Origin of the sequence: Actinobacillus minor NM305, assembly GCF_000175195.1 — a bacterium.
In the GTDB taxonomy this organism is placed as follows: Bacteria; Pseudomonadota; Gammaproteobacteria; order Enterobacterales; family Pasteurellaceae; genus Haemophilus_A; species Haemophilus_A minor.
In genome coordinates this window covers 16,131-30,431 of the sequence record NZ_ACQL01000023.1, presented here as the reverse complement: position 1 = coordinate 30,431, position 14,301 = coordinate 16,131, and the positions used below count along the sequence as shown (strand labels likewise).

14 protein-coding genes are annotated in these 14,301 nt (G+C 39.3%); 4 read left to right on the top strand and 10 right to left on the bottom strand.

The features are described from left to right. Positions 1–145: 145 nt before the first annotated feature. Positions 146–1,096 (bottom strand): TAXI family TRAP transporter solute-binding subunit, encoded by a 951-nt coding sequence (locus AM305_RS00735; RefSeq protein WP_005822140.1) that lies wholly within the window; start codon positions 1,094–1,096, stop codon positions 146–148. A gap of 138 nt (positions 1,097–1,234) precedes the next feature. On the opposite strand from AM305_RS00735, the gene AM305_RS00730 reads away from it, so the two are divergent. The 4 genes from AM305_RS00730 (at position 1,235) to mscL (ending at position 4,329) form a co-directional block, all read left to right on the top strand. Further along, entirely contained in the window at positions 1,235–1,840 is a 606-nt protein-coding gene (locus AM305_RS00730) for a YigZ family protein (protein WP_005822138.1), read from the top strand. A gap of 2 nt (positions 1,841–1,842) precedes the next feature. Beyond that, a complete protein-coding gene (locus AM305_RS00725; protein WP_005822137.1) occupies positions 1,843–3,321 on the top strand; it encodes a TrkH family potassium uptake protein in 1,479 nt (492 codons plus the stop codon). Positions 3,322–3,324: 3 nt separating this feature from the next. Next, positions 3,325–3,852, top strand: a complete 528-nt coding sequence (gene hemG / locus AM305_RS00720; protein WP_005822135.1) for a menaquinone-dependent protoporphyrinogen IX dehydrogenase — start codon at positions 3,325–3,327, stop codon at positions 3,850–3,852. A gap of 84 nt (positions 3,853–3,936) precedes the next feature. Continuing rightward, entirely contained in the window at positions 3,937–4,329 is a 393-nt protein-coding gene (mscL, locus tag AM305_RS00715; RefSeq protein WP_005822133.1) for a large-conductance mechanosensitive channel protein MscL, read from the top strand. A gap of 77 nt (positions 4,330–4,406) precedes the next feature. Here the strand turns inward: mscL and AM305_RS00710 are convergent, their stop codons facing one another. The 9 genes from AM305_RS00710 to AM305_RS00670 all read right to left on the bottom strand — a co-directional run bounded on the left by AM305_RS00710 (position 4,407) and on the right by AM305_RS00670 (position 14,296). Then, a complete protein-coding gene (locus AM305_RS00710; protein WP_474362149.1) occupies positions 4,407–4,961 on the bottom strand; it encodes an Abi family protein in 555 nt (184 codons plus the stop codon). Between the two features lie 337 nt (positions 4,962–5,298). Beyond that, positions 5,299–5,529: a YgjV family protein gene (locus AM305_RS00705; protein WP_005822131.1), complete on the bottom strand. Its 231-nt coding sequence runs from the start codon at positions 5,527–5,529 to the stop codon at positions 5,299–5,301. 169 nt (positions 5,530–5,698) lie between these two features. Continuing rightward, positions 5,699–6,055, bottom strand: a complete 357-nt coding sequence (gene frdD / locus AM305_RS00700) for a fumarate reductase subunit FrdD (RefSeq protein WP_005822129.1) — start codon at positions 6,053–6,055, stop codon at positions 5,699–5,701. Between the two features lie 10 nt (positions 6,056–6,065). Next, the gene (frdC, locus tag AM305_RS00695) at positions 6,066–6,452 is read right to left on the bottom strand and encodes a fumarate reductase subunit FrdC (protein ID WP_005821529.1); all 387 of its coding nucleotides are present in this window, start codon (positions 6,450–6,452) and stop codon (positions 6,066–6,068) included. A 9-nt stretch (positions 6,453–6,461) separates the two neighbouring features. Next, a complete protein-coding gene (locus tag AM305_RS00690) occupies positions 6,462–7,187 on the bottom strand; it encodes a succinate dehydrogenase/fumarate reductase iron-sulfur subunit (RefSeq protein WP_005822128.1) in 726 nt (241 codons plus the stop codon). A 9-nt stretch (positions 7,188–7,196) separates the two neighbouring features. Then, complete coding sequence (gene frdA / locus AM305_RS00685) at positions 7,197–8,990, bottom strand: fumarate reductase (quinol) flavoprotein subunit (RefSeq protein WP_005820228.1); 1,794 nt, start codon at positions 8,988–8,990, stop codon at positions 7,197–7,199. A 287-nt stretch (positions 8,991–9,277) separates the two neighbouring features. Continuing rightward, entirely contained in the window at positions 9,278–10,468 is a 1,191-nt protein-coding gene (locus tag AM305_RS00680) for an anaerobic sulfatase maturase (RefSeq protein WP_005822126.1), read from the bottom strand. 6 nt (positions 10,469–10,474) lie between these two features. After that, positions 10,475–11,056: a Crp/Fnr family transcriptional regulator gene (locus tag AM305_RS00675; protein ID WP_035293541.1), complete on the bottom strand. Its 582-nt coding sequence runs from the start codon at positions 11,054–11,056 to the stop codon at positions 10,475–10,477. 87 nt (positions 11,057–11,143) lie between these two features. Continuing rightward, on the bottom strand, positions 11,144–14,296 hold the full coding sequence (locus AM305_RS00670; RefSeq protein ID WP_005822123.1) for a type I restriction endonuclease subunit R: 3,153 nt from the start codon (positions 14,294–14,296) through the stop codon (positions 11,144–11,146). Between the last annotated feature and the right edge of the window lie 5 nt (positions 14,297–14,301).

The window sequence follows — 14,301 nt, the reverse complement described above, 5'->3', positions numbered from 1 at the left end:
GGGAAAATACTTTAACTTCTCTCATTGGATTCTTTTCCCCTCCCTCAGCCTTTGGCAGCTACCTCCGTAAACGGAGGGAGCAAAGGTCTCAGGGATAAAATTGCTTTTACAACAGCAACATAATACCGCACCTATCCATAAACACTTACAACCAACCTCGTTCCTTATAGTATTTGATTGCGCCTTCGTGCAACGGTGCAGAAAGCGCATTTTTAATCATCTCGCTCTCTTTTAAATTCGCAAAGGCAGGGTGGGATTTTTTGAAGCGTTCAAAATTCTCAAACACCGATTTCACTACATCATAAACTCGTTCTGCGCTCACATCAGCAGAGGTTACTAATGTTGCATAAACCCCGAAAGAATCGACCGCTTGATCGGTGCCGTTATAGGTTTTTGCCGGAATGGTCGCTTTGGCGTAATAACTGTGTGCTTGAATGAGCTTATCAACCACCTCGCCGGTAATCGGCACTAAATGCAGGTCGCAACTTTCTGTCGCTTCTTTCAACGCTGTGTTAGGGTGGCCGACATTATAACTTGCCGCATCTAATCCATTATTGCATAAAGCTTTAACCATTTCTGCCGGTGGCAGTTTATCTAACACTTTGAAATCTGCCGCCGCCCAGCCTTGCGCATTAAGTAACACATTTGCCGTTGCTTGTGTACCGGAACCATCTACCCCGATATTAAAGCGTTTACCTTTAACATCTTCAAAGGTTTTAATGTTGGCATCATCACGAGCAATAATGGTAAAAGGTTCGGGATAAATGGAGAACACCGCACGGAGTTTTTCATTCTTTTTATCAGCAAAAGAACCGACACCGTTATAAGCGTTATATTGCCAGTCGGATTGCACAATCCCCAACTCGATTTGACCATTGGCAATCGCATTTAGATTATCGACCGAGGCTTCGCTCGCTAAAGCCTTACAATCTGGCAAATTATTTGCTCGATTAACTAATTGACAAATGGCATTGCCGGTTACGTAATAAAGCCCGGTTTCACTTCCTGTTCCTAGCGTAATGGGTTTGGCTGGTAGCGCATAAAGTGGTGATGAAATGAGCGCACTTAAAACAAAAAGAGAGGAGATTTTTTTCATAGTCATTACCTTTTGATGTTGGTTTTTTGGTAGATATACAAGATTACGCAACCGTTTGCAATGGTTTTATTGGGAGAAAGGGGAAGTCTCACAGAATTTTTGCTAAAATATGCCAATTTGGCGACAATGAGTATGCAAATGGAATTTTTTATCCCTAAAACAGACGTTATTTTTGAAGAAGAAATCAAGAAAAGTCGCTTTATTACCTATCTCCGACATACCGAAGGTATGGAGCAAGCCAAAGCGTTTTGGGCAGAAATCAAAGCATTACATCCGCAGGCAAGGCATTGGTGCTGGGCAACGGTTGCCGGCACGCCAGCGGATTCGCAGCAATATGGGTTTTCTGATGATGGGGAGCCGTCCGGTACAGCAGGTAAGCCGATGCTCAACTATTTGTTGGGTTCTGGTTTGGGCGAAATCACGGCGGTGGTCGTGCGCTATTATGGTGGAATTTTGCTTGGTACGGGCGGTTTGGTTAAAACCTACGGTAATGGCGTGCAGCAGGCATTGCTTAATGTGGAGAAAATTCGCAAAGTTTTACGAGAAAACTACCGCTTGCAATGTGAATATGAGCAATTCAACACGCTACAACATATGATGAACGATTGGGATATTGAGCTTCTTGAACAGCAATTTAGCGATAAGATTGCCTTAAAATTGGCGATAAACCCAACTGAATTTGCTAAAATCCAGCAAGCATTAAGCCAGCGATTTGCCGGCAAATTAAGTTTAGAAAAGGAATAATTGTGCAATTTTTTACTATTATTCGCATTGTTGGCGTGCTTGTGATGAGCTTCTCGCTTACGATGCTTCTGCCAGCATTGGTGGCGCTGGTTTATGGTGATGGTGGCGGTCGAGAGTTCCTCGAAGCGTTTTCCATTACTTTTGTGGTGGGCGCATTATTATGGTGGTCTTGCCGTGAATATAAGCAACAGCTCCGAGCCAGAGAGGGTTTTTTGATCGTGGTGCTGTTCTGGATCGTTCTCGGCTGTTTGGGAGCCGTTCCATTTATCCTGTTAGAACATCCCGATTTAAACGTTAGCGAGTCCATTTTTGAGTCGTTTTCTGGGTTAACCACCACTGGCGCAACAGTCATTACCGGCTTAGATCATCTCCCAAAAGCCATTTTGTTTTATCGACAATTTTTGCAATGGTTGGGGGGCATGGGGATTATCGTGTTAGCGATTGCGATTATTCCCATGATGGGTTTAGGTAAACTCTATCGTGCAGAAATGCCCGGCCCGATGAAAGATGAGAAAATGCAGCCAAGAATTGCTGATGTGGCAAAAATGTTATGGCAAATCTATTTCTCTTTGACCGTGCTCTGCGCTTTGGCTTATTGGTTGGCAGGAATGACGCCCTTTGATGCGATTTCGCACAGTTTTGCAACGATTTCGATTGGTGGATTTTCTACCCACGATGCGAGTATCGGTTATTTTAATAGCACAGCCATTAACTATATTACCGTCTTTTTTTTGCTGATTTCATCTTGTAACTTTGCCTTGCACTTTACGCTGTTTCATCAATTAAAAGACCCGAAAGAAAAGCGGAAAAACAGCGTTTTAACCCGTTTATATTGGCGAGATTATGAATTCCGTTCGTTTTTGGTTATTCAGTTTGTTTTATTTACCCTTTGTTTGCTCGTGATGTGGGCGTATGACTATTTTACGACAGCCAACATTCGCTTTGAGCAAGTGCTATTTCAATCAGTGTCGATATCTACGACCGCCGGTTTTGGCGTGAATGATTTTAGTCAATGGCCTTCGTTTTTACCAACACTCTTGATTTTAGCCTCATTTATCGGCGGCTGTGCCGGCTCAACTGGCGGTGGTTTAAAGGTTATTCGGGTATTATTGCTTTATTTGCAAATGAACCGAGAAATCCACCGCTTCGTTCACCCGAATGCCGTGAAGCCGATTAAACTGGGCCGTTCGGTGCTTTCAGACCGCATTGAAGAAGGTATTTGGGCATTCTTCTCCGCCTATATTTTTGTATTTATTCTTTGTTGGCTGATGGCAATTTTGTGTGGAATGGAATCGTTCAACGCCTTTAATGCCGTGCTTGCTAGCTTGAACAACTTAGGGCCTGCATTGGGGAGTGTGAGCAGTAACTTTACGCAAGTGCCGGACGGTGCAAAATGGGTAATGACTTTTGCGATGGTTTGCGGACGTTTAGAAGTATTTACGCTTCTTGTGATTTTAAGCCCTGTTTTTTGGAAGGATTGATAAATGAAAACGGTTATTTTCTATTTTACAACAGATGGACAAACTAAAAAGATTGCAGATGAATTATCTGAACAGATTAACCATGAGGTCGAGCTGGTTTCCATCAAAGATCAAGCGGTCAATTTTGCAGAAAAAATGGCAAATGCCGATCAAATTGTGGTGGGGGCATCAGTACGTTATGGGCATTTTAATCCGCAGGTTTATCAATTTATTGCCCAATATGCTGAACAGCTCAATAGCAAGCCTTCTGCATTTTATGGCGTAAATTTGACCGCTCGTAAAGCCAATCGTAAGACAGCAGAGACCAACACTTACGTACGAAAATTCTTGGCAAAAATTCAGTGGAAACCGACTCTGGTTGAAGTCATTGCTGGTGCCTTGTTCTATCCCCGTTATAGTTGGTTTGATCGCATCATGATCCAATTCATTATGCGATTAACGAAAGGTGAAACCGATGCTACAAAAGAGTATGAATACACGGATTGGCAACAGGTTTCTCAATTTGCCCAGAAATTAAGTAAATTGTCGTAAATTTGCTACAACTTTTTAACATGGTAAGTATAATCGCACTTCGTCTTTATATGAAAGATGATATTTTAATAAGGAAAGTCAATTATGAGTATTTTAAAAGAGTTCCGTGAATTTGCGGTTAAAGGTAACGTAGTAGATATGGCTGTCGGTGTGATCATCGGTGGCGCATTCGGTAAAATTGTTTCTTCATTAGTAAGTGATGTCATTATGCCACCTATCGGTTGGTTAATCGGCGGTGTAGATTTCAAAGATTTAGCGATTGAAATTGCACCGGCTAAAGAAGGTGCAGAAGCAGTGATGTTAAAATACGGTGCGTTTATTCAAAACGTATTCGATTTCTTAATCATTGCAATTGCAGTATTCGGCATGGTAAAAATCATCAACTCTCTGAAAAAAGCGCCAGCACCTGAAGCACCAGCTGAGCCAACAGCAGAAGAAAAATTATTAACTGAAATTCGTGATTTATTAAAAAAATAAGCCACGTTTAGAGAGAAAATAAGCGGTTTAATTTTGTCATTGTTTTGCAAAATTAAACCGCTTTTTGTTAGAGTTTGCTATGAATTATAGATTAGTGCTAAGTTACTATCTGAAATTCCCATTAATTCTATTTTGGCATTAGGCACATCCGGGAAATCCTTTAATAACTCGCCGAACTTATCTAGCCAGTGATAATTTTTGCTAGTTTGGCTTACTAGATACCACAAGACGGCTATTCTACCGAAAATTCTACTTCTTGCTTTTTGTTCTAATGCAACTTTACTAAAATATGCATTTGCTTTTTTAAATTTAGATAAGTTAGGGTTAGAAAAATCGGGAATAGCAATATCAGTAAAAGACTTATTCCAAACTCTTGAATGATGTGCTGATAAATTTCTAATTATATTTATTTCATTTAACCAATTTCTTAATGTGTTTTCATCAATATTAAATTGTTTAGCTATTTCGTGAGCTATAATCGTTCTGATATTAATTTCTAATCTTTCAATAATATCTAGTAATAATAATCTAAGTTTTTTATCAAAAATATATAGTTTATACACTTCTTCAAAGACAACATGATCTAGGAATTGGTCGCTTAACGTATTATCTTGGTTAGGTTTTCTTGATATGTGCCAAAACCAGACAAACGATAATAACCTACTTGCGACAATTTCTTTTCCGCATATGTAGGATTATTTATGATCATCCCTCTATCGCTTAGCTGTTGAACTAACTCAGGGTATTCTTTATGAGGCTTTATTTTCATAGATTGGGGGAGGAGAAAAGACAAGGGCGCAGCTTGACACTCTAAGTCGATTGTATTTCTACAAACCCTAGGGACAGGGGCTACGCCACGATTGGCAAGGATTATACATTTAAAATTAGGAATGTATAAAAGTTCTTACCTATCAATAATAGGTTGTTCCAATATAAAAGGAATTTGACTAAAAGAAAAATTATTTCTTATTAGGCAGTAACCTTCACAGGTTGAAAGCTTTTCCAAATGTAATAAACATTCACGCATACCACGAAGATGTTTAAACCGGCAACGGGGAGTGAGTTAATTAAGAAGCCATAAATTACGAAACATAAAGCGCCTAATGCGTTTACTAAGCGTAATTTCACGATATCTTTTAATAAGAAAGAGCAAGCAACTAAAATCATGGCAACATAGCCTAATAATTCAATAGCATTCATTTAAAAATCCTTAGTGAGTTAAATTATTTTCGCTATTTTACCTGTTCTTTTAGGGCTTGTCGGTAGGGCGTTGAAAAGCAAAGGTTTGCGTGAGAAAAATTTACAAAAAATTTTTAGATAAGAAAAAAGCTACCCCAAAGGGTAGCTTTGAAAGCAAAATTTGTTCGAATTATAAACCGAAGGTAAGGTATAACACGACAAGAGTATAGAGTGTTGATAGACCGTAGAAAATGAACCCACCAGCCGGTACGTGAACTTTTAAGTCATGTAAACCGTGATGAATACGGTGCATACCTGCCCACATTGGGAAAATGGTAAGGACTAAAATCGCCAATTTACCAATGAAAGTGTGGGCGAAGCTAATGATAGTTTCTACATCAACAATACCGAACGGTAATAATACGCCAAGTACTAAAATCACAACAGGGAAGAAGAACGCACTTACAGAACCACCGGCACTAAATAGTAACCAAACTGGCGGTTCATTTGATTTTACCGCTTTATTGATAACATCTTGTTTGCTCATTTTTCTTCTCCTATAACGCAAGGGCTAAAACAATAACGCTGATAACAGCAGTGATGCCCCACATAATTTTGGCACCTTTCTCAACTGGTAATTTTTCGCCTTTAACCATGATATCTAACACTTGTGGTGTCATGATAAAGAGTGTTTTGGCGTGATATAACATTGCTACTAAGCTTACCAAGTTAAAGATAACGATAAGTGGATTCTTTAAGAATGTTAAGAAATCCGTTGCAAACGTCCCGTTTCCTAAGCTAATTAATCCATAAAGTAACACTAAACAGAACCAAACGGTAGGAATAGCAGTTGCTTCACGCACCATATATGCTTTGTAAAAGCCGAGTTTTGTCCACCAGTTTGCATTCATTTCGCGCACATAGGCTTTACGTTTTGTTGTCATACTTTCCCCCTAGCCTTTTGGTTTTAAGATTGAGATAACGTAGTCTTTTGCACTTTCAAGTTTGCCTTGGTTGATTGCAGAAGCTGGGCCTACATGTTTCGGACATACTTCAGAACAATAACCAACGAAAGTACAGCTCCAAACACCATTTTTGCTGCTGAGCAGTTTCATACGTTGTTCACGGCCGTTATCACGGTTATCTAAGTTATAGCGGTGAGCCAGTGTTAAGGCTGCCGGACCGATAAACTCAGGATTTAAACCAAATTGAGGGCAAGCGGCATAACATAAACCACAGTTGATACACATTGAGAATTGACGGTATTTCTCAAGTTGTGCCGGAGTTTGTTTTGTACGCTGACCTTCCGGTGCTTTATTATCAATGATATACGGTTGGATCGCTTCAAGACTGTCGATAAAGTGGCTTAAATCTACAACTAAGTCACGTTCAATCGGGAAGTTTGAAAGCGGTTCAATACGCATATGACCACTGTAATCACGTAAGAATGTTTTACAAGCCAGTTTCGGTTTGCCGTTTACCATCATACCGCATGAGCCACAGATCGCCATACGGCAAGACCAACGGTAAGATAGCTCTGGTTGTAATTCATCTTTGATGTAGTTTAACGCATCTAATAATGATGTTTGACCATCAAACGGTACTTCAAATTTTTCTAAATGTGGTTCGTTATCTTGTTCCGGGTTATAACGAAGCACTTCAATCGTCATTTTTTCCATAGCTATCCCCTATTTTTGTTCTGCTGCTTTTTTCGCTGCATCTTGTGCTGCACCTTCAGCACCATACACACGTTTTGCAGGTTGAGATTTGGTAATTTTCACATCGCTGTATTTGATGGTTGGTTTACCGTCTGCATTAAAGAATGCTTGTGTGTGTTTTAAGTAGTTCACATCATCACGTTCAGTGTAGTCTAAACGTTGGTGAGCACCACGAGATTCTTTACGTTCAACAGCTGAACATGCGATAGATTGTGCTACATCTAAAATAAAGCCAAGTTCGATTTTATAGAGTAAATCGGTATTAAATACGCTTGATTTATCTTTTACGCTGATGCGTTTATAACGTTCTTTAAGCTCTTCAATTTTATTTACTGCACCTTCCATACCTTCTTGGGTACGATAGATACCGCAACCTTCTTCCATTGCATCACCCATTTGGTTACGAATATCAGAGTAAGATTCGTTACCTTCTTGGTTTGCTAATGCGGTTAAGCGAGCAACCACATCTTTTGCTTGCGCATCAATTTGTGCTTGGTTTGCAGGTGTTGCTTCTAATGCACGGCGTGCAGCATTTTCACCGGCAACTTTACCGAATACCACTAATTCCGCTAAAGAGTTAGAACCTAAACGGTTAGCACCGTGTAAACCTGAAGAAGCACATTCGCCGACAGCATATAAACCTTTGATTGAAGTTTCAGCGTTCATATCCACTTCAATACCACCCATTGTGTAGTGAACAACCGGGCGAACAGGGATTGGTTGAGTAACCGGATCAACACCTTCATAAGCACGTGCTAATTCACAGATAAACGGTAAACGTTCTGTTAAGTGTTTTTCGCCTAAGTGACGTAAATCTAAGTGGACAACATCCACGCCTTTAGCGGTTTTTAAGGTGTTGCCTTTTTTCCATTCTTGCCAGAATGCTTGAGAAACTCGGTCACGAGGGCCTAATTCCATATATTTGTTTTCCGGTTTGCCGATTGGTGTTTCTGGTCCTAGACCATAGTCTTGTAAGTAACGGTAACCATCCTTATTCACTAAGATACCGCCTTCGCCACGACAACCTTCAGTCATTAAGATACCGGTGTTCGGTAAGCCGGTTGGGTGATATTGAACGAACTCCATATCACGTAAGGCAACGCCGTGACGATATGCCATAGATAAACCATCGCCTGTTACGATACCGCCATTGGTATTGAAACGATAAGTACGGCAACCACCACCTGTTGCGATAACCACTGCCGGTGCATTGATTTGAACAAGCGTACCTTCCATCATATTCATCGCCACACAACCACGAGCTTCGCCGTTGTCGGTTAAAATATCTAAAACAAAATGCTCATCAAAACGCACGATGTTAGGGTATTTCATCGAGGTTTGGAAAAGGGTATGTAAAATATGGAAACCGGTTTTATCTGCGGCGAACCAAGTACGTTCGATTTTCATCCCACCAAAGCGGCGTACGTTTACTTCACCATCTTCACGACGGCTCCAAGGACAGCCCCAACGCTCTAATTGCGTCATTTCGATAGGAGAGTGTTCTACGAAATACTCAACGATATCTTGCTCACATAACCAGTCGCCACCGCCTACGGTATCATTAAAGTGGTTATCAAAAGAGTCATTATCTTTAATTACCGCGGCTGAACCACCTTCTGCTGCTACCGTATGGCTACGCATTGGGTACACTTTTGAGATTAAGGCAATTTTAAGGTTTGGGTTTGCTTCCGCTGCTGCAATTGCTGCTCGTAAACCACCGCCACCAGCACCCACAATGGCTACGTCAAAATTAAGACTTTGCATATACACTCCAAAAAATAAGTAAATGGGTCAAATAAAAACAATTTGAGTGCCCCTATTTTGCCACCTTAGAGGTATTGACGATAGTCTATTTTACAAAAAATTAACAAAAAATAACCGCTTTTATGATCTACCTCAAACTTGGAATTTTCGTGAGCGGAGTGAATGATAATGGCTTTTATTTACTTGATTTATAATGACTTTATTTTCAACAAATATGGATTATGGATCCCAAAATCTTGAGAAAATGGTATTAGAACTTTGTAGCAGGTTGTAAAATATTTGAATCGTTATTCCCGAATATATTGAGTAATCTCTTGGGGAGACCCACCACTTCGAATAATATCTCGCATTTTTCGCATAAATGGAGCAGTTTTTCGGAAAAAGAGTTGGTAGGATTGGCAAAGGTAGTTATGTTTATTTGCTTCATTTGGCAAGCTAATCATTCGATGTTTCGGGCAACCGCCGTGACAAAACGGTCGCACATCACAAGCCAAACAGGTCTGAGTGAGTGCGGTTCTTTTTTGTTGTCCAAAGTTGCATTGTGGTTGGGAATGCACAATCTCGCCCAAAGACTGTTCATTTAAATTACCCACCTTATACGCTGGATAGACAAAATGGTCGCAGGAATAGACATCACCATTCGCTTCCACAATCAGCGACTCGCCACAGGTTTCTTGATGAACACAACTGCTTGACGGGTAGCCAAGCCATTGCCCAAGCAAATTGTCAAATTCCAACACATAAATTTTGCCGACATCCTGTTGCACCCACTCTTTAAACACTTCAAGCAAAAAATGCCCATAACCTTGCGGTGGTACAGAAAAAGCGGTCGGTTTTACTTCCTTTTTTGCAAAAGGTGATGTGCCACAGCCTGTTTCGACAATCGGGATAAATTGCATAAAGGTTGAACCTAACTCTTTTAAAGCAAGGTAGGTTTCTCTGCCTTTATGCCAATTTTGATCGTTAATCACCGTCAATGTATTAAACTCAACGCCGTAGTCTTTCAATAAACCTACCGCTCGTTTGACCCGTTCAAAAGTCGGCTGACCATTGACTGATATGCGATATTTGTTATGTACTTCGCTCAAGCCATCAATCGAAATACCAATCAAAAATTGATGTGTTTTGAAAAATTCTGCCCATTGGCGATTTAGGGCGATGCCATTGGTTTGAAAAGCATTGGTGATCGTTTTGCCGTTTGCAAATTCTTGCTGAAATCTGACCGCTTGTTTAAAAAAATCCAAGCCTAATAACGTTGGCTCACCCCCTTGCCATGCAAATTCAACCCGTTGTCCTGCACTTGATTGAATGTAATTACGCACATAATTTCGCAAGGTGTCTTCATTCATAAAACGCACATTTTGCTCAATGGTATATTCTTTTTCAAGATAAAAGCAGTATTCACATTTGATGTTGCATTGAAAGCTACTCGGTTTTGCCATCAAATGAAAATGGGCTTTGGGGGCGTTTTCAAACATAGTGACCTACTTCTGTTTATGCCAATCTTGTAATAAACCGTTGCGTTTCAACTCTTTAGTAATACGGATCGCTGTTTCGGTTTCACACCCTGCATATTCGGCAATTTCACGGTGCGTCCAGTTATAGTAAGGGAAGTTTTCCGTGAGAAAATAAATGCTGTCGATAACACGATCAAGGGTGCGTAAATAGGCACTTTTTGCCAAGCGTTGTTCCGCTTCTCGCAGTTCATTTGCAAGGGATTGCAACAAAAATTTGCTCATCTGCGGATTTTCTACGAAGAAAGTATCAATGTCTTTAGGTTTAATCCGAATGATCTCCGCTTCAACCAAAACTTTGGCATTGCAATGGTAGCCGTCATCGCCAAACAGTGTTCGATAACCGAAATAATCCCCTTTTTGATATAGACGAACAAGGCTCTCTTTGCCGTTATCTAAGGTATGATAAAGCCCGATAAGTCCATTATTGACGTAATAAAACTCTTTGGCGGTTTCGCCTTGCTTATACACAGTCATTCCTTTAGCAAAGGAATGAAGATGAGTAAGTTGGCACTGCTTTAAGTCGGTTGGATAGATTGAGTTTGTTGGCATAAGACGTCCTTATTCTTAAAAATTAATATTTATCCTACTGTACAATAAATAAGCCCATTTATGATAAATTTATAAGAATAATATCTTCTAGTGATATTGCTTAAAATTCTCCGCCTGCTCCAATACTTTTTCAAATACTTCTTCATTCCATTCAGGTGGATAACCATTGTTATATAGTAACAATGTTAATTCCATACTCAATTTACTTTTAATGTCATCTCGTACAGACCATTCAGAGAATTGACTGTTGTTATCCACCAATTCTTTGATTTTTTGGGCTAAAACTACGCATTTTTCATCAGCATAATCAAATTGGTGCGTATTTCGCACATGAATCAAAATATCATAAAACGCTTTTTCTTCTAGGCTAATCCCCAACCCTTCAAAAGATTGTTTGTCTGTTTGTAATTCCTTTAATAAATTCAAAATTTCATCAGATAAACTATTAATAAAATCACCAACTACTTCATTCACAAACGCCAAATTATCTCGGCTATTGTAGCGTTCAACAACATCTCTCATGCGTTTATCAAATTCAATGCTTTTGACTTTATTGGTTTTGCCGTATTCGCCAATGGCTTTTTTGAGCAATGCCAGTAATGCGTGAAATTTAGAAATGGGCAAATCAATTTTTGCTAATTCTTGTTCAAATGATTCATCAAACAATTCTTGGCGAGTATCAGCATTGATAATGTTTTCTACACCTGTAGAGGTAATGGCTTTTGCGACCATATCGCTCACATAAGCATTCATCTGCTCGGTATCGGGAGCGGTGTGATTACCTGTATGTTGTTTATAAATAATGGCTCGTACTGCAAGGAAAAACTGACTTTGAGCAATTTCATCATCGCTCAATTCCCCTGTAGCGACACAAATTTCATACGCTGATTTCAGGCGTTTGGATAACCCCATATAGCGATTTTCAGTTTCTTTTTTCTGCTGAACCCATTCCGTTGCCATATTCAAACAGTGCAATCGAGCCAATGGCGAGCCATGATAAAAATCAGTAGCATCAAAACCATGCATAATATTGGCTAATAATTTTAAATGATTGCGTAATACTGCCAACGATACTTGAATATCATCAACAGGTGTTTCATCATCACTGCCATATAGTTTTACAGCTTGCATCATCGCATTTTTAATGCCAATGTAATCTACGACAATGCCTTGTTCTTTGCCTTCAAAATTTCGATTCACACGAGAAATGGTTTGAATTAATGTATGTTTTTGCAAAGGTTTATCAATGTACATAACCGCAAGGCTTGGTACATCAAATCCTGTAATCCACATATCAACAACAATCGCAATTTTAAAATTAGAATCTGTATTTTTAAATTGGCGGTCTAATTCTTTTCGGTATTCTTTTGTACCGCAAATTTGGTATAACTCATCTGGGTCATCTTGATTGCGTGTTGCAACCAATTTAATTTTTTCAATAGCCAGTAATTTATCTAATTCTTGTGCTGTATATTGTGATTCATCTTCACATTTTTTTGCTACATTCCAATTAGGGCGGATTGCCACAATATTTTTCAACAGTTCAAAAGCAATTCCTCTATCAGCACACACAATCATCGCTTTTTTGACAATGGCAGGATTTTCATTGCATAACTGTTCATAATGCGTAACCATATCTTTAGCCAATAGTTTTAAGCGGTCGGGATTGGCTAAAATTTGACGCATTTGACTCATTTCACGTTTACTGCGTTCTATCTCATATTCTGTTGAGCCCTGTTCCGCACACGATTCATAATAGCGTTGAATTTCTTTGGCTTTTTCTTCTGATAGCAAAACACGAGCCAAGCGAGGCTCATAAGTAATTCGCACAGTAATCCCATCATCGCTAGCTTGCTTCATGGTATATTTATCAACCACTTGTCCAAATACTGCCAATGTTTCATCAATAGGCGTGCCTGTAAAACCAACATAAGTTGCGTTAGGAAAACCATCACGCAAATATTTGGCAAAACCATATTTTACCTGCACACCTGTTGCATCAACATAGACTTTACCGTCCACGCCTGTTTGAGTGCGGTGGGCTTCATCAGAAATGCAAATAATATTGCTACGCTCTGATAATAAACCAATATGTTCAGCAAATTTTTGAATAGTCGTTAAATATACACCTCCACTTGGCTTTGCTCTGAGTTTATCAGCTAAATCTTGACGAGACTCAATGCTCATCACTTCTTCTTCGCCTAAAAATGTTTTGGCATTAGTAAAAATTCTGGCAGTTTGGCTATCCAAATCTTCTCGGTCAGTAATGATAATTACGGTAGGATTTTTAAATATATCTTGTTCACGTTGAACCAACATTCGAGCCAAATACAACATGGTATAAGTTTTACCACAGCCCGTTGCTCCAAAATAAGTACCGCCTTTACCGTCGCCATGTGGACGCAAATGCTGTTTGATATTGTCAAACATTTTGTATGTAGCAAAAAATTGGGGATAGCGTGCAACCACAACCATTTCTTTATCATCGTTATCGGGATAATAAATAAAATCACGTAACAATGACAAAATTCGCACAGGAGATAACGCCCCAGCAATCAGACTTTCCAACGTTTTAATGCCTGATTGGGTGATTTGCTCATCATTTACCCTATTCCAAGTATAATAAAATTCATAAGGGGTAAAGACTGACCCTAAACGATTATTCGCACCATCACTAATCACACTCAAAAATGTGTATTTTAATAATTTAGGAATATCACGTTTGTAGCGGATATGAATTTGTTCCCATGCATCGTAAATGGTAACATCTTCTTCAATCGCACTTTTAAGTTCAAAAATTGTAATTGGAATACCATTGATAAATAACAAAATATCAGGAATACGCTCATGTTCTCCAGCCACTTTAAATTGATTGACTACACGAAAGCGATTATTTTGTACATCATCAAAATCAATCAGGCGAATATGCACGGCAGGCAAACGTGCATCATCACGAACCAAAGTAATCCCTTGATTAATCAGTTTAAATGCCGATTTACTGCCCAAATACAAAGGTGTTGCAGGAATATGTTCTAGTTGAGCAATAATTTTTTGGATTTCACTTTGGCTTAACTGATGTTCTGCATAACGAGTCGCAAGATACGCCTGTAAATCTTCACGCAACAACACTTCATTTAATGAACGATTAAATCCTTCACCGTGGCTATATTCATAGCCTTGCTGTTGTAATAATTCAATTACTGCCAGTTCTAATTGGCTCTCATAAAATTTTGGGTTCATTTCAT